Here is a 17597-nt window from a genome sequence, read left to right as displayed (position 1 = left end):
CGACTACTCCGCCAGCGAGGCCAGTGCCTCGGTCACGGTGGCCACGGTCGGGTCATCCAGCTGGCCCACGATGCTGCCGTCCTTCATCAGCAGCACGGTGTCCGCGTAGGAGGCGGCGGCCGGGTCGTGGGTGACCATGATGATGGTCTGGCCCATTTCGCGGGTCGAGGTGCGCATCAGCGAGAGCACCTCGGCCCCGGTGCGGGAGTCCAGGTTGCCGGTGGGCTCGTCGCCGAAGACGACCTCGGGGCGGGTGAGCAGGGCGCGCGCCACGGCGACGCGCTGCTGCTGGCCGCCGGAAAGCTCGTGCGGCTTGTGGCTCAGGCGGTCGCGCAGGCCCAACGCGTCGATGACGGTGTTGAACCATTCGCGGTCGTGGCTCTTGCCGGCCAGCGACAGCGGCAGCAGGATGTTGTCCTTGGCGTTGATGGTCGGGACCAGGTTGAAGGACTGGAACACGAAGCCGATCTGCTCGCGGCGCATCATGGTCAGCTCGTCGTCGTTCAGGTTCATCAGGTCGCGGCCGCCGATGATGATCTCTCCGGCGTCCGCGGTGTCCAGCCCGGCCAGGCAGTGCATCAGCGTGGACTTGCCGGAGCCCGAGGGGCCCATGATGGCGGTGAAGCGGGAACGGGCAAAGGCGACGTCTACTGTCCGCAGCGCCTCCACGCGGGTGCTGTCATGTCCGTAGCTTTTGGTCAGACCTCGGGCGCAGACCGCGTATTCGGTAAGGGGCAGAGTTTCAGATGTCATGTTCCAAGACTATAAAAGGCCAAGAGAAACCCGTATCGGCCGACAGGCCGGTCTTGGATGCCGCCGGCTCATACCTGGGTATGAGCCGGCATCCTGGACGCTGGTTCCGCGGGTGCGCGCCGCCCGGTCAGCACCCTGTATGGCGCTCGGTGACGCTGTGCGATTCCGGTTCGATCTGGAAGGTCGAGTGCTCGATGCTGACCTCGAAGTGCGCTGCCACGCACTGCTGCAGGTTGCGCAGCAGGCCCCCGGCAGCGTCCGCGTCGAACATCTCGTTCTTGACCACCACGTGCGCGGTGAGCACCGGCAGGTTGGAGGCGATCTGGCTGGCGTGCAGGTCGTGCACGGCGAGCACGCCCGGCTGGCCTTCCAGGTGGGTGCGCACCGCGCCCAAGTCCAGGCCGCGCGGGGTGGATTCGAGCAGGATGTGCGTGGTTTCCTTCAGCAAGGTGGCGGCGCGGGGCACGATCAGCGCGCTGATCAGCAGCGCAGCCACGGAATCGGCGCGCATCCAGCCGGTCAGCGCGATCACCACGGCCGCGACGATCACGGCGACCGAACCCAGCGCGTCATTGACGACTTCCAGGAAGGCCGCGCGCATGTTCAGGTTGTGGCCCCGTCCCCCGGCGATGATCAGCATGGAGGCGATGTTGCCGAGCAAACCGATGATGCCGAAGACCAGCAGCCCGGCGGGCTGGACCTCCGGCGGGTCGAAGAGCCGCTGGACCGCGTCCACCGCGGCGTAGATGCCCACGGCCAGCAGCAGCGCCGACTGCAGGGTCGCGGAGAGCACCTCGGCCCGGCGGAAGCCCCAGGTGCGTTTCATGGTGGGCTTGCGCATGATCAGGTTGGCAGCGGTCAGCGCCATCAGCAGCCCGGCGGTGTCGGTGAGCATATGCGCCGCGTCCACCAGCAGGGCCAGCGAGTTGGTCATGATCGCGCCGATGACCTCCGCGACCAGGATGCTGGCGGTGATGCCCAGCGCCCAGGCCAGCCGGGTCCGGTTGGTGGCGGAATGGTCGTGGGAATGCTCGTGGGAGTGGTCGTGGCCCATGGAGCTACACCCCGCCTTCCGGAGAGGGGTGGCCCTCATGCCACTGGTGGTTGCGGTTGGCCGGGCGCCCCAGGCGCAGCGCCTGGCTCTGCACGGCGGCCAGGTCCTGGGCGTGGCTCAGGGAGTACAGGCTCGCGCGGCCCTGGCTGCGGACGCTGACCAGGCCGCTGTCCTTCAGGCAGGAAAGGTGCGCGCTGACGGTGCTCTGCGCCAGGCCCAGATGCTCGGTGAGGTCTTTGACCTTGTGCTCACCGGTTTTCAGGTGCTCAAGGATCAATAGCCGCGTGGGGTCGGCCAGCGCATGGAACAGCGCCGCGAGCTGCAGGCGCTGCTGGGCCTCTTCCATTGCATCGATCTGTGACTCTATTATCGCCATATGACGATGATAGCATTTCAGGCCGCCGCGCAACAGGGTCGCTCAATCCCGGCGCCATCTGCCAATGGCAAGATGGAGGAATGAGCAACGACCTGATCATTGGCGATGACGGGCTGGCCCGGCCGCTGTGGGCTTCGAGCAACGAGATGCTGCGCCGGTACTACGACACCGAATGGGGCATGCCGATCACCGACGAGACCGGGCTCTTCGAGCGGCTGAGCCTGGAGTGCTTCCAGTCGGGCTTGTCCTGGGCGATCATCCTGTCCAAGCGCGAGGCGTTCCGCGACGCCTTCGCGCAGTTCGACCCGGAAAAGGTCGCCCTGTTTTCCGAAACGGATTTCGAGCGGCTCATCGAGGATCCGCGCATCGTGCGCAACCGGTTGAAGATCCGCGCCACGATCGCCAATGCGCAGGCCACCCTGGCCCTGCGCGACGAGGGTGGGCTGGCGCAGCTCATCTGGTCGCACCAGCCGGAGCAAACCCCCAGACCGCGCGCCATGTCGGAGATCCCTACGCAAAGCGAGGAGTCCAAGGCGCTGGCCAAGGAATTGAAGAAGCGCGGCTTCAAGTTCGTGGGGCCGACCACCATGTTCGCCCTCATGGAAGCCGTGGGCATGGTCGACACCCACCTGCTCGGGTCCCATCGCCGCGGCACCTCCGGGATCTGGCCCCGGTAGGCTTCCCGCCGCGCGGTGTCGGCCGCGACGGCATAAAAAATGAAACCTGCCAGGGTGTGCGATCCCGGCAGGTCTCATTTTTCTGCGACTCGGCTGACTGAGCAGGTCAGCCGCTTCCCTATTCCCCTTATTTCAAGCCGGCTAAGCCGACCACCAGAGCAGGATGAGCATTTCCTGGCTCGCGGTGAACAAGCCGATTCGCATCGGTCAAGTTTGCAGCTTCTCCCGACCACACACGGGAGAAGCTCTTGAATAAGCATAACCCGGCAGTGGGCAATAACGTCAACCCCTGCATGCTAATTTAATAAAAATTAACTTAGGTGACTCTAACTTCTCTGGAGCGGAGCTTCTTCGAAGATCTGGCCGACCGGGCTGCGCTTCTCCGCCTGGAAGTCGTCTTCCGCGCGACCGAAGGCCCAGTAGGCGGAAAGCGACATGTCACGGCGGTCCACGCCGCGCTCGTTGTAGAAGTAGCCACGCAGCTTCTTGGTCACTTCGCGCTCGCCATGGGAGAAGACCTGCACCGTGCCCTCGGGCCACGGGTAGTCGCGCACCACGGACTCCAGCTTGGTGTTCTCGGGGGTGAAGGCTCCGTTGCGGTGAACCCAGCGGATCTCCACGCCGGCCGGGGCCTTGAGGTCCATCTCGTCCTCGGCGGCGGAAACCTCGATGATCGCGACGCCTCGCATGTGCTCGGACATGGATTCCAGCGCCGCGGCAATGGCCGGGATGGCCGTCTCGTCGCCGACCAGGAAGTGGAAGTCGAATTCCTCCTTCGGGTAGTACAGGCCGCCGGGGCCGGAGAAGCAGACGGTGTCGCCGATCTGGGCGTCCCGGGCCCAGGGGCCGGCCAATCCTTCGTCGCCATGGACCACAAAATCCACCTGGATGGTTCCGGCTTCCGCGTCGCTGCTGCGCACGGTGTAGGTGCGCCGCACCGGCAGGTCCTGCATGTCCAGCTTCTCGCGCAGCTCATCCATGTCGTAGGGAGGAGTTAGACCGAGCTCCGGCTTGGCGAACAGGATCTTGATGTAGCGGTCGGTGACCGGCTTGTCGACGAAGGTCTCGAAGCCCGGGCCGCCGAGGGTCAGGCGCACCAGGTGCGGAGCAATCTGCTCGCGCTTCATGACCTGCAGTACGGTCTGCGGACGGGCAGCGCGCCCGCCACCCTGCGGGCGTTCGGCTTGGGGATTGGCCACGGTAGCACTTCCTATCTGAATAAGACTAGATAACTCAATCCTAATTCACCCAAGCCGTGCGCCCTACTTTGCGAAGGTCGGCGCCCCTTCGAACGCCGCGAGCCCCTGGCGCTCGGCCTCGCTCAGGCGCTGGACGCGGCCCACCGCCGGGTCGAAATAGGCCAGGGTGGTGGCGGCCTTGACGCAGAGGTAGTCCTCGATGGGGTCGCGGAATTCGTAGCAGATCTCGAAGCTGGCCGGCTTGATGTTGGCCACCCACAGATCCACGTTCACCGGGACGTTGCGGTATTCCAGCGGCCGCGAATAGCGCACGCGGTGCTCGACCACGAGGATCTGCACCCCGGCAGGCACCGCGGAGAAGATATCCGCCTTCGGGTCCATGCCCGGCGCCCCGGTGCCGCCCGGCACGCCGAACCCGGCGATGCGCGCCTCCTCCATCAGCCTGATCAAGTTCACGTTGTTCACGTGGCCGTAGGCGTCCATGTCGCCCCAGCGCATGGGCACCTGGACCCGCAGCGGTGCACCGCTCATTAGTCTTCCTCCTGGAAATCGGTATCGAAATCGACCAGCCCGAGCCGGGCCAGCCCCTGGAGGATCCGCGCCCCGTCGGGCTCATAGACCCAGGGGATCCCCGGCGTGGTGCGCCACAGCTCCTGCGAGCGGCCGCCGGCCAGCACCGCCTCGGAAGGGGTCAGCTGGCGGATCACGATGGCGCGCACGTGCTCCGGGTAGCGGCGGGCGAACTCGGCGTAGATCGCCGGGTCGTGCTGCCCGTCATCGCCGATCAGCACCCAGGAGATGTTCGGGAATTCCTCGGCCAGCCGGCGCAGCTGGTCGACCTTGTGCTGCTGGCCGCTGCGGAACCAGGCCCGGTCGGTCGGCCCCCAGTCGGTCAGCAGCAGCGGTCCGCGCGGGTAGAGGTTGCGCGACATGAAGCGCTGCAGCGTCTGCGCGACGTTCCACGCACCGGTGGACAGGTAGATGGTGGGGCTGTGCGGGTGCTCCTTGAGGATGTACTGCATCATCACCGCCATGCCCGGGGTTGCCACGCGCGCATGCTCGGAGAGCACAAACGAGTTCCAGGCGGCCAGCAGCGGGCGCGGCAGCGCGGTGACCACCACGGTGTCGTCCACGTCGCTGATCACGCCGAAGCGCTGGCTCTCGTCGATGACCAGGATTTTCGCGCTGGCGTCATCGCCGTCGTGGGCGCGCAGCGAGACCTCGTGCCACCCGGGGTCCAGGTCCACCGCCAGCTTCGCGTCGATGACCCCGCCGCGGTCGGCCTGCACCTCGAAGCGCTGGCCCGCCACCTCGATGGAGACCTTGCCGCCCGGCAGGATCGGGGACGTGAAATTCCGGAAACCGCGGATGCCGTCGGCGATGACCTGCGCCTGGTGGTGGCCGTCCTCGAAGGCGCCGGGCTTGGCGAGCACCACCCGCGCGAGCACGCGGATCCAGCCGCCGGCGCTGCTGGCGTAGCCGTAGCCGAGGTAGGGCAGGATGACCGGACCCAAGCCCTTGCGTTCCGCGTTGCGGACCCTCCAGCGGTGGTAGCCGTCCTCGAACCGGGAGGCGACATGGCGCGCAACTCCGTCGCTTGCAGCGTGACTCATGCTCCAAGTCTTTCATGCCTGCCGTCGGCAGGCTTGACCAATCACAATGTGTCGCAGACCTTGCGGTTTTCTACTTTACGTAGAAAGATCAGAGTATGAAATACGATCACGACAACAACCATCCGGTCCTCGTCCTGAACGAGGAGCAGTCCTGGGAACTTCTGGCCCATACCTCGCACGGTCGCGTTGCCACCTCCGTCGCAGGTGATGTCGATATCGTCCCGGTCAACTACGGGGTCCACAAGGGCAAGCTCTTCCTGCGCACCGCACCGGGCAACAAGCTGGCATCCATGACCATCAACGACAAGGTGGCCTTCGAAGCCGACGGGATCCTCGCCGACGAAGCGTGGTCCGTTGTGGTGCACGGCTCCGCCGAGGTGCTCGAGCACGAGGCCGACATCCAGGAAGCCCGCGAAAGCGGCGTGAGCCCTTGGGTTCCGACGCAGAAGGACTTCTGGATCCGCATCCACGTCCGCTCCATCTCCGGGCGCCACTTCCAGCTCGGCGAGCAGCCCGAGGTCGGGCAGTAGGCGCCAGCAGCCATTAAACGCAAGACCCGCAGCACCGGTTGGCGCTGCGGGTCCTGCGTATGCCCGAAACGGGCGGGGGCTCAGCCCTTGTACGGGTAGAAGCCCTCGCCGCTCTTGCGGCCCAGCTTGCCGGCCTGGACCTTCTCGACGATCAGGGCGTGGGGCTTGTCCGCCTCCAGCCCGGTCTCCTCGAACGTGGCCTGCGCGATGAAGTCCACCACATCCAGGCCCACCAGGTCCATCAGCTCGAACGGGCCCATCGGGTGGCCCAGCGCGGTGCGGGCAGTGGTGTCGATGTCCTCGATGCTGGCCACCCCGGCCGCGGCCAGGTCCAGCGCCTCGCGGTTGATGGCGCCCATCATGCGGTTGGCGATGAAGCCCGGGATCTCCTTGTTCACCAGCACCGGCTGCTTGGCCAGGCGCTTGGCGACCGCAGTGACCGCCTCTACGGTGGCGTCGCTGGTCTGCTCGTTGCGCACGACCTCCACGCACTTCATGACCAGGGCCGGGTTGAAGAAGTGCATGTTGCACACCAGTTCGGGGCGTCCGCTGGCCGCGGCGATGCGCGAGGAAGGCAGGGTCGAGGAGTTGGTCGCCAGGATGGCGTGGGCCGGAGCGGCCTGGCCGAGCTGCGCGAAGATCTGCTCCTTGATGTCCAGGCGTTCCACCGCGGCCTCGATGACCAGATCCGCCTGCGCGGCGGAGCTGGCCAGGTCGGTGGACTGGGTCAGCAGCCCCAGCGCCCGATCGGCCTCATCCTGGCTCAGCTTGCCCTTGGCCACGCGGGAGGCGGCCCAGCCCTCCAGCTCGGTGCGGGCTGCGGCCAGGGCCTGCTCGGAAATGTCCTGCAGGATGGTCGTGTAGCCTCCCAGCGCGCAACTCATGGCAATTTGCCGTCCCATGGTTCCTGCGCCAATTACCAGAATGCGTTCGATCGTCATTGATTCCTCTGTTTTCTGCTCGGGTACTGTTACGTCACTAGCCGCGCAGGTACACCGTGGTGGTGTGCGTGTAGAACTCGCGCGCGGCGGCGCCCTGCTCCTTGGGACCATAGCCTGAGGCCTTGGCTCCGCCGAACGGAACGTGCGGGTCGGCACCCGCTGATTCCGAATTTACATGCAAAATCCCCACATCGAGAGTCTGTTGCGCGGCCAGCGCCACAGACAGGTCGCGGGTGAACAGCGCCAGGCTCAGCCCGAACTGAGAGTCCTCCGCGGCCTCGAAGGCCTCCTCGGTCCCGTTCACGCGCACTACGGAAAGCACCGGAGCGAAGAATTCCTCGCGCCAGGCGGTGTTCGCGCGTCCGGCCGGCCCGGCCGGCAGTTCCAGGATGGTCGGCGCCATGAAGCTACCGCCGTTCGGAGCCTTGCCGGAGTAGGCCACGGTGGCGCCTTCGGCGATCGCCTTGTCCACCCCGGCGCGCACCGAGACCGCGGCCTTGGCGTCCACCAGCGGGCCCATGTGCACGGAAGGATCCAGCGGATCGCCGGTCACCCAGGAATCCAGGCGGCCGGTGAGCTTGGCCAGGAACTCCTCGGCAATCGACTCGTCCAGGATCAGCCGGCTGGTGGCGGTGCACTTCTGACCGGTGGAGCGGAAGGCGCCGAACAGCACCTGCTCGCTGGCCAGGTCCAGGTCCGCATCAGCCAGCACCACGGAGGCGTTCTTCCCGCCCATTTCAGCCTGCACCGGGATGCCGCGGGCGGCGCCGGCGGCGCACAGCCGACGGCCCACCCCGGTGGAACCGGTGAAGCTCAGCGCGTCAAGGTGCTCGTGCTCCATGATCGCATCGCCCAGCGAGCCCGGTCCGATGACCAGGTTCAGCACGCCGGCCGGCAGGCCGGCGTGGGCCAGGGCCTCCACCAGGCGCACCGCCAGCAGCGGCACCAAGCTGGCAGGCTTGAACACCACGGTGTTGCCGAAGACCAGCGCCGGGGCGATCTTCCAGGCCGGGATGGCGATCGGGAAGTTGAACGGGGTGATTACGCCGACCACGCCCAGCGGCTTGTGGGTGACCATGATCTGCTCCCCGGCGCGCGGGGACTGGTACACGGTGCCGGCGGCGCGCTCGGCCTCCGCGGCGTAGTAGGTCAGTATCTGCGCGGCGCGCAGCACCTCGCCCACGCCTTCGGCCTTGGTCTTGCCTTCCTCGGCGGAAAGCTGCTCGCCGAAGCTGGCGGAGTTCTCCTGCAGGTAGGCGGCCGCCTTGACCAGGATCGCCCCGCGGGCGGCCATCGGGGTGGCCGCCCAGGACTTCCGGGCCGCTTCGGCGGCCTGGAATGCCTGGTCGATCTGGTCCGCGCTGGCGGCGTTGCCGGAGGCCAGGACCACGGCGGAGTCCGAGGCGCTCTGCGTGGTGATCATGCCGCCTTCGCCTTGCACCCAGACACCGTTGATGTACTGGTCGAGCTGGGCGAGCAGGTTTGCGGAGGTCGATAGGGTCATCGAAATATGCCTTCTCTCGTGCGGTTCGGCCGGTTTAGCGGAAGGCCGGAACGCCGGTCAGCTTGTTGCCCAGGATCAGGGTGTGGACCTCGTCGGTGCCCTCATAGGTGCGCACGGATTCCAGGTTGTTGGCGTGGCGCAGCGGCGAGTAGTCGAGGGTGATGCCGTTGCCGCCCAGGATGGTGCGGGCCTCGCGGCAGATCTCGATGGCTTCGCGGCAGTTGTTCAACTTGCCCACGGAGATCTGGTGCAGGTCCAGGGTGCCGGCGTCCTTCTGGCGGCCGATGTGCAGCGCCAGCAGGAAGCCCTTGTTGATTTCCAGTGCCATGTCCACCAGCTTCTGCTGGGTCAGCTGGTAGCCGGCCAGCGGCTTGTCGAACTGCAGGCGCTCCTGCGAGTACTTCAGGGCGACCTCGAAGGCATCGCGGGCGGCGCCCATGGAGCCCCAGATGATGCCGTAGCGCGCTTCATTCAGGCAGGAGAACGGACCCTTCAGGCCCTTGACCTCGGGCAGCACTGCCGAGCCCGGCAGGCGCACGTCGACCAACTCGATTTCGCACTGGATCGAGGCGCGCATGGACAGCTTCGGCTCGATCGGGGTGGCCTTGTAGCCCGGGGTGCTGGTCGGCACCACGAAGCCGCGGATGCCCTCGTCGGTCTGCGCCCAGATCACTGCGACCTTGGCGACGTTGGCCAGGCCGATCCAGCGCTTGGAGCCGTTCAGCACCCAGTCGTCGCCGTCGCGGCGGGCGAAGGTCTTCATGCTGGACGGGTCCGAGCCCGCGGTCGGCTCGGTCAGGCCGAAGCAGCCGATGGCCTCGCCGGCGGCCATCTGCGGCAGCCACTCCCGCTTCTGCTCCTCGGAGCCGTGCTTGTAGATGGCGCTCATGGCCAGCGAACCCTGCACCGAGACGAAGGTGCGCAGGCCCGAGTCGCCGGCTTCCAGCTCCGCTCCGGCCAGGCCGTACTCCACGGCCGAGCGTCCGGCGCAGCCGTAGCCGTCCAGGTGCATGCCCAGCAGGCCGAGCTTTGCCATTTCCGGCACGATCTCCAGCGGGAAGACTGCGTCCTCGTACCAGCGGGCGATGTTCGGCTTGATGCTCTCGTTGACGAAGCCGCGCACCGAGTCGCGCAGGGCGAGCTCTTCGCTGGTCAGCAGCGCGTCGAAGTTGATCAGGTCTGCCGGGTCCAAAACGCGTTCTGCCAGTGCCATGGTGGTCTCCTTGAAGAGGTGTTGAAACGTGGGGTTCGGCGTCTTGCCGTCCCGTTGGCCGGGACTGCGTCACACACCGTCGAATTGCTTACCTCTGAAATTACGCAACAATTGTGATTCGCGCCTTAGACATTCTGTACAAGAGGATCCGGTTTGTCGGATACTTTTTCTATGATCACACTTCTTCAGCTCGGCACCGCCCTCGCGTCGGACCTGGAGCCCGGTCCATCGGGCCGCTACAGCACCACCCCGATTGCCGGCGTCCACGTCTCCGAGCTGGAGGACCCGACCCCGTATCTTTCGGGCGGCGAGCTGCTGCTGACCACCGGGATGATTTTCGCCCGCGGCCAGGTCGACCCGGCCGTCTACGTGCGGCGGCTTCAGGAGAAGTCGGTCAAGGTCCTGGGCATCGGGCTGGGGCCCTCGCTCACCGCCATCCCGCCGGCGCTGGCCGCGGCCTGCGCGGAAGCGAAACTGGAAGTGGTGGTGGTCCCGGACCAGGTGCCGTTCCAGAACGTTTCGCGCGCCTACTGGAATCTGGCCATGCGCAGCAGCAATGCCGACCTGATGGATTCGCTGGGCACCCAGACCGCCATGGCGCGAGCTGCCATGCGCCCCGACGCGGTTCCCGCGGTGGTGCGCGGGCTGGCGCAGTCGCTGGGCGGCTGGGCGGCCTACGTGCCGCGCTTCGGCGAGGGAGAAACCGTCTGGCCCCCGTCCGCCGAGCAGTTCATGCCCAAGGTGCGGCGGGAAACGCACCGCATCGACAAGCTGGAGGCGCCCAGCACCGCGACCTTCGAGATCCTGAACCAGCCGGTGGTGCTGTATCCGGTGCTGGTCAATGCGCAGGTGTACGGGGTGCTCTCGCTCGGTCCGGGCCGGCGGCTGACCCCGGCGGACCGGCAGGTCATCACGACGGTTTGCGTGCTGCTGGCCATGCGCTCGCGCCAGCGCGAGCAGCAGGCCGAGTCCACCGCGGTGCTGGGCAGCGCGGTGGCCAAGCTCGCGGTGCGCGGGCAGCTGGAAGCGGCCAGGATGCTGGCCGAGGATTCGGGACTGCCCGATGTCCCCTCGACGCTGCGGTTGCTGGCGTTGCGCGCGCAGGGAAGCATCCCGGTGTCATTCGCCGCCGAGTCGGCCCGCGGGCTGCTGGGCCCGGAACCCTACGACCTGGGGCCGGCGTTGAAGGCCACGCCCTTCGTGTTCGAACACGAGTCGTCCTTGATTGCCCTGCTTGACGCGTCGCTGGTGGCCCCGCTGGGCGAGCGCCCCTTCGATGATCTGGAGGGCACCGAGTTCCAGGTGCTTGGCTTCTCCCCCGAGAACCAAAACCAGATCCCTGAAACGGCCGCCGTGCTCTCCGCCCAAATCCACGGAGCGCAGATCCCCGCCATCTTCCAGGCGCTGCGCGCGGCGATTGCGCGGGCGCCGAAGGGCATGCTGACGCATCTGGGTTCCAGCGACGAATCCAAGGCGTCCAACTGGGTCAAGGCGCTGCACGAGTATGCCAGGGCGGACCTGGTGGCCACGGTGACCAGCTACCTGCGCCATCGCGGCACCTGGGAAGAGGCGGCCCGGGAACTGGGGCTGCACCGCAACACGCTGCGCTACCGGATGCAGCTGGTGAATTCGCTGATCGGCGTGGATGTGGATGACCCGGACGTTTCAGCGCACCTGTGGCTTGCGCTGCGGCACGCTGAAACGCACGGATTCTAGGAACCGGCCCTAGACGGTAGCGGCGGCCCCCAGCCATCCGCGCACCACGTCATTGTGCTCGCCGAGCTTGGGCGGGGCCTGGCGCGGGGTGTCCAGCGCCGGGGTCCAGATGGCCGGGTGGCGCACCTGTTCGCCGACCGCGGCGCCCTGCGCGTCCAGCACTTCGATGGTGGGCTCCAGGCCCAGCAAGGCGGCGTAGTCCAGGCCTTCGGCGATGTTCGCGACCTTGCCGGCCGGCACGCCGACCTCGGTCAGGCGGCTTTGCCAATTGGCGCCGGTGTCGGCGCGCAGGGCCTGTTCCAGCAACGGGATGAGCTCCTCGCGGTGCGCGACGCGCTGGGTGTTGGTGGAGAACTTCGCATCGCCGCTCAGCTCGGGAACCCCGAGCTCGGCGCACAGCTTGACGAACTGGCCGTCGTTGCCGCAGGCCACGGCCACCGAGCCGTCCTGGCAGTCCAGCAGCTGGTAGGGAACGATGGACGGGTGCGCATTGCCCATGCGCCCGGCGATCTTCCCCGCGCCGAGGTAGGCCTGGCCCTGGTTGGCCAGCGCGCCCTGCAGGCTGGAGAGCAGGTTGACCTCGATGTGCGCACCGCGGCCGGTCTTCTGCCGGTTCTGCAGCGCCGCGAGGATCGCGATGGTGGCGTCCTTGGCGGTGAGCACGTCAACCAGCGCCACGCCGGCCTTCATCGGGTCCGCATCAGCTTCGCCGGTAATGGACATCAGCCCGCCCAGGGCCTGCACGATGAAGTCGTAGCCGGGGATCTTGGATCCGCCCGCCGACCCGAAGCCGGTGATCGAGGCGTAGATCAGCGACGGGTTCAGCTCCGAGAGCTCCTCGTAGCCCAGGCCCATCTTGTCCATGCCGCCGGTGATGAAGTTTTCCACCAGCACGTCGGCCTTGGAAACCAGGTCTCGGGCGACCTCGCGGTCCTGCTCGTTGCGCAGGTCCAGCGCGATGGACTGCTTGTTGCGGTTGACCGATTCGAAGTAGGTGGCGCCGGTCGCGGAGAATGGCGGGCCCCAGCTGCGGGTGTCATCCCCGGTTTCCGGGCGTTCGACCTTGATGACGCGCGCACCCAGGTCGGCGAGCGTCATGGTGCTCAGGGGTCCGGCGAGAACCCGGGAAAAGTCAGCGACGACAATTCCTTCCAATGGTCGAAGTCCGCTCATGATGCTCCCCTACTCGTTGATTTCGTCCTTCTCTACCCTAGGTGTGCGCGCCGTCACGAGCTTGGGTTGTTCTGCCCAAGTTCTTGTGAAGAATGCACAAAAGCTCGGACGGTTTACCGTCGCACAGACGCCCGGCGGCGGCTACGGGGCTGCCGGTTCGGGGTGCAGCGCGTCGCGGATCAGCTGCGAGCTGCGCTCATTGCCGAAGCTGAAGGAGCCGGTGGCGTCGATCCGGCCCAACACCTCGGTTCCGGCCGGCGTGGATTCAAGCCGCCAGTCGGTTTCCTTGTCCATGTTGAACAGGTTGACGAACAGCGCGCCGTCCGCATGCGCCTGGAACATCATCGTTTTCATCCAGCCAGCCTGGGTGATCCAGTCCTCGGCCTCGGCGTAGAACGGCGGGCTCTGCGGCCACTGGAACACCCAGGAGCCCCAGGCCTCGGCGCATTCACCTCCCGCGGTGAAGAAGGATTCGCCGCGCGAGGCCGAGGCGACCTCCGCGATGCCCCACGGCTTGCCGCCGGCCAGCTGCTTGAGCTGCGCCACCGGCACGCCGAAGACGTCGTCGTAGGACTGCCAGTTGCAGTTGACAACGGGGTCGTTGGCGTCGGCCCAGTTGAATCCGTCCAGCGCCAGCATGTCCACGGAGTCGGCGCCCGGGTAGACCGAGGCGAAGTCGACGGGTGTCCCATCCGGGGCGGATCCGGCCACCAGCGGGTTCCAGACCAAAGCGGCCTCCGGCGCCCAGCGTTCCTTGAGCTGGTACACGTGCCGGAACATCCGCACGTAGTCGGCGGCGGTGTTCCCGCCGTTCACCCCGACGGACCAGGGACGGATGGCGTCGTTCATTTCCGGGGCGAAGCGCACCAGGATCGGCTGGTTCGCCGCGTACTTCTGGGCCTGCTTCAGCCAGGAGACCAGATAGTCGTCGTGGCTTCCAGCCGCGATGGCCGCCGGGCGGTATTCCGGCTGGTCCACGCTGCGGTTCTCCCAGTCGTAGGGTTCCCAGGCGATCAGCAGGGCCGCGTTGCGCCGCGCGGCTTCGGCCGCGTAGTCCGCGGGGAATCCGGGTTGGTTGGCGAAGTCCACATAGGTGGAGAGCATCCCGTTCGCGGCCCCGAGCTCGGCTTCGTCCCCGGGCACGTCGCCGAGCTGCGCGGCGGCCCACCCGATGACCGTCTGGCAGGTGTCCGGATCGGCGGTCCCGCTGCACCCCTGCGGCGCTTCGGTGGCCTGCGCCGCCGGAACGGCGGCGAGGCACAGCGTCGCGGCAAGCGCGGCGGCGCTGATCCGGCGGAATGTTGGAAAACGTGGGTGCGGCACGGCAGTTCCTTTCCTGGGCGGCCCCGCCCGGTTCGGAAGGGCTCTGCGGTGGTCGCCGGAACGGGAGCGTCCCGGCGCAGGTCCTAGATGGTCTTGCGCAGCGGGACTTCCTTGATGAACAGGATGCAGATGAAGGCGATGGCCGCGACCGCTGCCGAGACCAGGAAGACCAGCCCCGTGGCTTCCCCGTAGGCGGATTCGACCACGCCGCGCACTGCCGGCGGCATGCCCGACAGGTTCAGCGAGTCTCCGGAACCGCCCTTCGAGGTGTCAACGCCCAGCTTCGCCAGGCCCTCGGAGACCAGGGAGGCCACCTGGGTGGCGAGCATCGCGCCGAGGAACGCGACGCCGGCGGAACCGCCCACGGAACGGAAGAATGCCACCGAGGAGCTGGCCGCGCCGATGTCGGTGACCTTCACGGTGTTCTGCACCGCGAGCACCAGGTTCTGCAGCATGAAGCCCATGCCCACGCCGTTCAGGAACATGCCGATGGCCAGGATCCAGTACTCGGTGTCGTGGTGCATGAAGCCCAGCAGGCCCAGCCCGGCCACGTTCAGCAGCGAGCCGATGACCAGGTAGATTTTCCAGCGTCCGAAGCGGGTGATCATCTGGCCGGAGAATACGGAGCCGCAGTAGTTCCCCGCGATCATCGGCAGCGTCATCAGCCCGGCCGCGGTGGGTGTGGCTTCCCGGGCGATCTGGAAGTACTGCCCGATGAACGCCCCGCTGCCGAACATGCCTACGCCGATCGCCACGGAGGCGATGATTGCCAGCGAGGTGGTGCGGGTGGTGATGATCTTCAGCGGAATGATCGGTTCCACGGCGCGCGATTCGACCAGCAGCAGGGCCGCGGTGAGCACCGCGACGCCGCCGAGCATGGTGTAGGTCTGCCAGGAGTTGTAGGCGAAGAACTCGTCCTTGCCCACGTAGGACACCCAGATCAGCAGCGTGGAGACCGCCACCGTCAGCAGCAGCGCCCCGCCCCAGTCGATGCGCACCTTGCGCTTCTGGTGGCTCAGGTGGAGGGTTTTCTGGATCAGGATCATGGACAGCACGCTGATCGGGATGCCGAAGAAGAAGCACCAGCGCCAGCCCAGTGGCGAGTCGACGATGAATCCTCCCAGCAGCGGGCCGGCCGCGGTGGACACCGCCATGACGGCGCCGAAGTACCCGGAGTAGCGTCCGCGTTCGCGCGGGGCGATGACCGTGCCGATCACCGCCATGCCCATGGCCGTCAGCCCTCCCATGCCGATCCCCTGGATCACGCGGGCGGCCAGCAGCACCGGAATGGACCAGGCCATGCCCGCCAGGAAGGATCCGAGGATGAAGACCAGGATGCCCGCCTGCAGCATCTTCTTCTTGTTGAACAGGTCCGCCATCTTCCCCCAGATCGGGGTGGTGGCGGCGTTGGCCAGCAAGGTGGTGGACAAAACCCAGTTGAAGTCGGTCTGCGATCCGCCGAGCTTGTCCATAATGGTGGGCAGCGCGATGGCGACGATGGTGGCGGCGAGCATCGCCGCAAAGAACGAGGCCAGCACGCCGGCGATGGAGCGCAGCACCTCGCGCTGGGTCATCTGCGGGGTGTCGGCGGCCGCCTCGGTCAGGTCGGTCGGGCCCGCGGCCCGCGGAGTCCGGTTAGCCATCCGAGCCGCTTCGCGGTTCTTCGGCCTGCAGCTCGCGGTGTTCATGGATGCCCTGGATCATCGAGTTGTTCAGTTCGCCCAGCGCGTCGGCGATCAAGGTCAGGCGGTCGTTGTCCCAGTCGGGCAGTAGCGGGCGCAGACGTTCGATGCGCAGCTGGGCCCGGGCTTCGAGCCGGTCGCTGCCGGCTTCGGTCACCCACAGGACCTGGCGGCGTGCGTCCAAGTCGCTGGGCCGCTTGTCCACCAGTCCAGCCTGCTCCAGTTCGGCCAGATGCCGGCTCATCGCCGCCGTGCCGATGCCCAGATGGCTGGCGAGGTCGGCCGCGTGCGTGGGCTGGCGCATGTCCAGGGTCTTGAGCACATGGTGCGAAGCGTTGGAGACTTCGGGATCGGTCTGGTCCAGGTGCGAGAAGGAACGCAGCAGCCGCGAGGTCCGCGCCAGCTCGTCCAGCAGGCGTCCGAGCAGCTCGGTCGGAGCCTTGTTCACTGGCCACTGCACAATATATCGCCTGCCTATCTTCGGGGGTTCCACTCAACTCTAAGTTTAGATAGTTGCCTTGGTCAACGTTTTCTGGGTCTCACTCCCGATAGGCTGGAGTCGTGATTGATCTTTCCGAAGCGCACCTGGAATCCTCCGCCGAAACCCTGAGAAGCGCCGCGCTGGCCGCCGGGAGGCAGGCCGCCGAGCTGCTGCGCGGCGCCTTCCGCGGCGGCGTGCGGGTGGAGGAGAAAACCAACACCCACGACCTGGTCACCGCGATCGACCGGCAGAGCCAGGAACTGATCACCCGTTCGCTGCGTGCAGCGGTTCCAGGTTCCTGGGTACTGGGCGAGGAACAGGTCGAGGCGGAAGCCGGCACCGCCGCGCCGGGCGCCGTGCAGTGGATCGTGGATCCGATCGACGGCACCAGCAACTTCGTGCACGGCATTGCCTTCTTCTGCGTGTCCATCGCGGCGGCTGTCGACGACCGGCTGGTCGCCGCGGCGATCATTGACCCGGTTTCCGGGGACGAATTCAGCGCCGATCTGTCCCACGCCTACCTCAACGGGCAGGTCCTGAGCCCGGCCGCGCGTCCGGAGCAGGCGCGCGCGAACCTGATGACCGACTACCCCGGTGCCGAATCGCTTCAGGCCGACGGCCCGCTGGCCCTGGAGCTGCTGGGCGGGTGGATCCGTGATTTCGCGACGGTACGCCGCAAGGTGTCCGCCGCGCTGGCGCTGGCGCATGTGGCCGCCGGATGGAGCGATGCGACCATCGGGTTCGACACCAAGGTGTGGGACGTGGCCGCCGGCGCGCATCTGGTGCGCATGGCCGGCGGCAGCTACCGGGGGCTGGGCTATGGATCCGAGCCGGCGGCGGACCACCTGTGCCCGGGATTCATCGCCCAGGGGCCGGGCGCCGACTACCCCTCGCTGTCCCGGGCGGCCCAGCGGATGCATGCACTGCGCACCGCCGGGTCCGCGATGTAATCTGACAACTCCAAAGATCTTGCGCAAACCCCTCGGAATTCGAGATTCCCGGTCGTACGATACGAGTATGGAACCACTATTCCACCGGAACGCACACTCCGCCGTGCGTCATCACGGGGGCGGAGGGTTGATCCTGGGAGGGATCGGAGTGATGATTCTCTTCGGTGCTTTCGCAGTGATGTTGGCATCCCAGAGTCACACGCAGGACTGGGTGCCGCTGCTCATCGGCGTCAGCCTGGGCTTCTCAACGATGATGTTCGGCATCGTCTACCATTTCACGCACTGAGCACCATACTGGGAACACCAATTACAGTGCAGAACGCGGCCAGGGGCGGCACCCGTACGGGTGCCAGTCTCTTATACACAACTCACCCAGCCCCCGTACTCCATATAGTAAATCTCGGTGTTACCA

Annotated in this window: 18 protein-coding genes; 5 read left to right on the top strand and 13 right to left on the bottom strand. The window is 66.8% G+C overall.

What is annotated here, in order from left to right; translation table 11 throughout:
* Positions 1-3: 3 nt before the first annotated feature.
* The 3 genes from RF641_RS16690 to RF641_RS16680 form a co-directional block, all read right to left on the bottom strand.
* Complete coding sequence (locus tag RF641_RS16690; protein WP_047118318.1) at positions 4-753, bottom strand: ABC transporter ATP-binding protein; 750 nt, start codon at positions 751-753, stop codon at positions 4-6.
* A gap of 127 nt (positions 754-880) precedes the next feature.
* On the bottom strand, positions 881-1807 hold the full coding sequence (locus tag RF641_RS16685; RefSeq protein ID WP_047118317.1) for a cation diffusion facilitator family transporter: 927 nt from the start codon (positions 1805-1807) through the stop codon (positions 881-883).
* Positions 1808-1811: 4 nt separating this feature from the next.
* Positions 1812-2183, bottom strand: a complete 372-nt coding sequence (locus RF641_RS16680) for an ArsR/SmtB family transcription factor (RefSeq protein WP_047118316.1) — start codon at positions 2181-2183, stop codon at positions 1812-1814.
* A gap of 80 nt (positions 2184-2263) precedes the next feature.
* On the opposite strand from RF641_RS16680, the gene RF641_RS16675 reads away from it, so the two are divergent.
* Complete coding sequence (locus tag RF641_RS16675) at positions 2264-2860, top strand: DNA-3-methyladenine glycosylase I (RefSeq protein WP_047118315.1); 597 nt, start codon at positions 2264-2266, stop codon at positions 2858-2860.
* Positions 2861-3186: 326 nt separating this feature from the next.
* On the opposite strand, the gene RF641_RS16670 is transcribed toward RF641_RS16675, so the two are convergent.
* The 3 genes from RF641_RS16670 to RF641_RS16660 all read right to left on the bottom strand — a co-directional run bounded on the left by RF641_RS16670 (position 3187) and on the right by RF641_RS16660 (position 5672).
* Complete coding sequence (locus RF641_RS16670; RefSeq protein ID WP_342352846.1) at positions 3187-4059, bottom strand: siderophore-interacting protein; 873 nt, start codon at positions 4057-4059, stop codon at positions 3187-3189.
* Positions 4060-4122: 63 nt separating this feature from the next.
* Positions 4123-4590, bottom strand: a complete 468-nt coding sequence (locus RF641_RS16665) for an acyl-CoA thioesterase (RefSeq protein ID WP_047118314.1) — start codon at positions 4588-4590, stop codon at positions 4123-4125.
* Entirely contained in the window at positions 4590-5672 is a 1083-nt protein-coding gene (locus RF641_RS16660; protein ID WP_424573660.1) for an App1 family protein, read from the bottom strand. The genes RF641_RS16665 and RF641_RS16660 overlap by 1 nt, the downstream gene beginning before the upstream one ends.
* A gap of 95 nt (positions 5673-5767) precedes the next feature.
* Between RF641_RS16660 and RF641_RS16655 the strand changes: the two genes are divergently transcribed.
* Entirely contained in the window at positions 5768-6202 is a 435-nt protein-coding gene (locus tag RF641_RS16655; RefSeq protein WP_047118312.1) for a pyridoxamine 5'-phosphate oxidase family protein, read from the top strand.
* Positions 6203-6282: 80 nt separating this feature from the next.
* Here the strand turns inward: RF641_RS16655 and RF641_RS16650 are convergent, their stop codons facing one another.
* From RF641_RS16650 to RF641_RS16640, 3 genes are read right to left on the bottom strand one after another with little or no spacing between them, the layout of a single operon-like run.
* A complete protein-coding gene (locus RF641_RS16650) occupies positions 6283-7143 on the bottom strand; it encodes a 3-hydroxyacyl-CoA dehydrogenase family protein (protein WP_047118311.1) in 861 nt (286 codons plus the stop codon).
* Positions 7144-7180: 37 nt separating this feature from the next.
* Complete coding sequence (locus tag RF641_RS16645; RefSeq protein ID WP_047118310.1) at positions 7181-8647, bottom strand: aldehyde dehydrogenase family protein; 1467 nt, start codon at positions 8645-8647, stop codon at positions 7181-7183.
* 34 nt (positions 8648-8681) lie between these two features.
* Positions 8682-9860, bottom strand: coding sequence for an acyl-CoA dehydrogenase family protein (locus tag RF641_RS16640; protein WP_047118309.1), 1179 nt, complete (start codon positions 9858-9860; stop codon positions 8682-8684).
* 171 nt (positions 9861-10031) lie between these two features.
* On the opposite strand from RF641_RS16640, the gene RF641_RS16635 reads away from it, so the two are divergent.
* Positions 10032-11576, top strand: a complete 1545-nt coding sequence (locus RF641_RS16635) for a helix-turn-helix domain-containing protein (RefSeq protein ID WP_120990145.1) — start codon at positions 10032-10034, stop codon at positions 11574-11576.
* Between the two features lie 9 nt (positions 11577-11585).
* On the opposite strand, the gene RF641_RS16630 is transcribed toward RF641_RS16635, so the two are convergent.
* From RF641_RS16630 to RF641_RS16615, 4 genes are all read right to left on the bottom strand, one after another.
* A complete protein-coding gene (locus tag RF641_RS16630) occupies positions 11586-12749 on the bottom strand; it encodes a CaiB/BaiF CoA transferase family protein (RefSeq protein ID WP_424573659.1) in 1164 nt (387 codons plus the stop codon).
* Positions 12750-12890: 141 nt separating this feature from the next.
* Positions 12891-14072, bottom strand: coding sequence for a hypothetical protein (locus RF641_RS16625; RefSeq protein ID WP_424573658.1), 1182 nt, complete (start codon positions 14070-14072; stop codon positions 12891-12893).
* A gap of 83 nt (positions 14073-14155) precedes the next feature.
* Positions 14156-15715 (bottom strand): MFS transporter, encoded by a 1560-nt coding sequence (locus RF641_RS16620; RefSeq protein WP_424573657.1) that lies wholly within the window; start codon positions 15713-15715, stop codon positions 14156-14158.
* Positions 15708-16202 (bottom strand): MarR family winged helix-turn-helix transcriptional regulator, encoded by a 495-nt coding sequence (locus RF641_RS16615; protein ID WP_424573656.1) that lies wholly within the window; start codon positions 16200-16202, stop codon positions 15708-15710. Before RF641_RS16615 ends, RF641_RS16620 begins: the two co-directional genes overlap by 8 nt.
* Positions 16203-16315: 113 nt before the next feature.
* Here RF641_RS16615 and RF641_RS16610 point away from each other — a divergent pair, with 113 nt between their 5' ends.
* Both RF641_RS16610 and RF641_RS16605 read left to right on the top strand, forming a co-directional pair.
* Positions 16316-17185, top strand: a complete 870-nt coding sequence (locus RF641_RS16610) for an inositol monophosphatase family protein (protein ID WP_424573655.1) — start codon at positions 16316-16318, stop codon at positions 17183-17185.
* A 67-nt stretch (positions 17186-17252) separates the two neighbouring features.
* Positions 17253-17471, top strand: coding sequence for a hypothetical protein (locus RF641_RS16605; protein WP_146955929.1), 219 nt, complete (start codon positions 17253-17255; stop codon positions 17469-17471).
* Positions 17472-17597 lie beyond the last annotated feature (126 nt).

It is taken from the genome of Arthrobacter sp. 'calajunan' (genome assembly GCF_046940185.1).
GTDB lineage: Bacteria > Actinomycetota > Actinomycetes > Actinomycetales > Micrococcaceae > Glutamicibacter > Glutamicibacter soli.
This window is presented reverse-complemented; position numbering and strand designations above follow the sequence as displayed.

What these genes read in the sequence shown, in the direction of transcription:
- RF641_RS16690 (WP_047118318.1), bottom strand. Translation starts at nt 753, where the DNA reads ATGACATCTGAAACTCTGCCCCTTACCGAATACGCGGTCTGCGCCCGA.
- RF641_RS16685 (WP_047118317.1), bottom strand. Translation starts at nt 1,807, where the DNA reads ATGGGCCACGACCACTCCCACGAGCATTCCCACGACCATTCCGCCACC.
- RF641_RS16680 (WP_047118316.1), bottom strand. Translation starts at nt 2,183, where the DNA reads ATGGCGATAATAGAGTCACAGATCGATGCAATGGAAGAGGCCCAGCAG.
- RF641_RS16675 (WP_047118315.1), top strand. Translation starts at nt 2,264, where the DNA reads ATGAGCAACGACCTGATCATTGGCGATGACGGGCTGGCCCGGCCGCTG.
- RF641_RS16665 (WP_047118314.1), bottom strand. Translation starts at nt 4,590, where the DNA reads ATGAGCGGTGCACCGCTGCGGGTCCAGGTGCCCATGCGCTGGGGCGAC.
- RF641_RS16660 (WP_424573660.1), bottom strand. Translation starts at nt 5,672, where the DNA reads ATGAGTCACGCTGCAAGCGACGGAGTTGCGCGCCATGTCGCCTCCCGG.
- RF641_RS16655 (WP_047118312.1), top strand. Translation starts at nt 5,768, where the DNA reads ATGAAATACGATCACGACAACAACCATCCGGTCCTCGTCCTGAACGAG.
- RF641_RS16650 (WP_047118311.1), bottom strand. Translation starts at nt 7,143, where the DNA reads ATGACGATCGAACGCATTCTGGTAATTGGCGCAGGAACCATGGGACGG.
- RF641_RS16645 (WP_047118310.1), bottom strand. Translation starts at nt 8,647, where the DNA reads ATGACCCTATCGACCTCCGCAAACCTGCTCGCCCAGCTCGACCAGTAC.
- RF641_RS16640 (WP_047118309.1), bottom strand. Translation starts at nt 9,860, where the DNA reads ATGGCACTGGCAGAACGCGTTTTGGACCCGGCAGACCTGATCAACTTC.
- RF641_RS16635 (WP_120990145.1), top strand. Translation starts at nt 10,032, where the DNA reads ATGATCACACTTCTTCAGCTCGGCACCGCCCTCGCGTCGGACCTGGAG.
- RF641_RS16630 (WP_424573659.1), bottom strand. Translation starts at nt 12,749, where the DNA reads ATGAGCGGACTTCGACCATTGGAAGGAATTGTCGTCGCTGACTTTTCC.
- RF641_RS16620 (WP_424573657.1), bottom strand. Translation starts at nt 15,715, where the DNA reads ATGGCTAACCGGACTCCGCGGGCCGCGGGCCCGACCGACCTGACCGAG.
- RF641_RS16605 (WP_146955929.1), top strand. Translation starts at nt 17,253, where the DNA reads ATGGAACCACTATTCCACCGGAACGCACACTCCGCCGTGCGTCATCAC.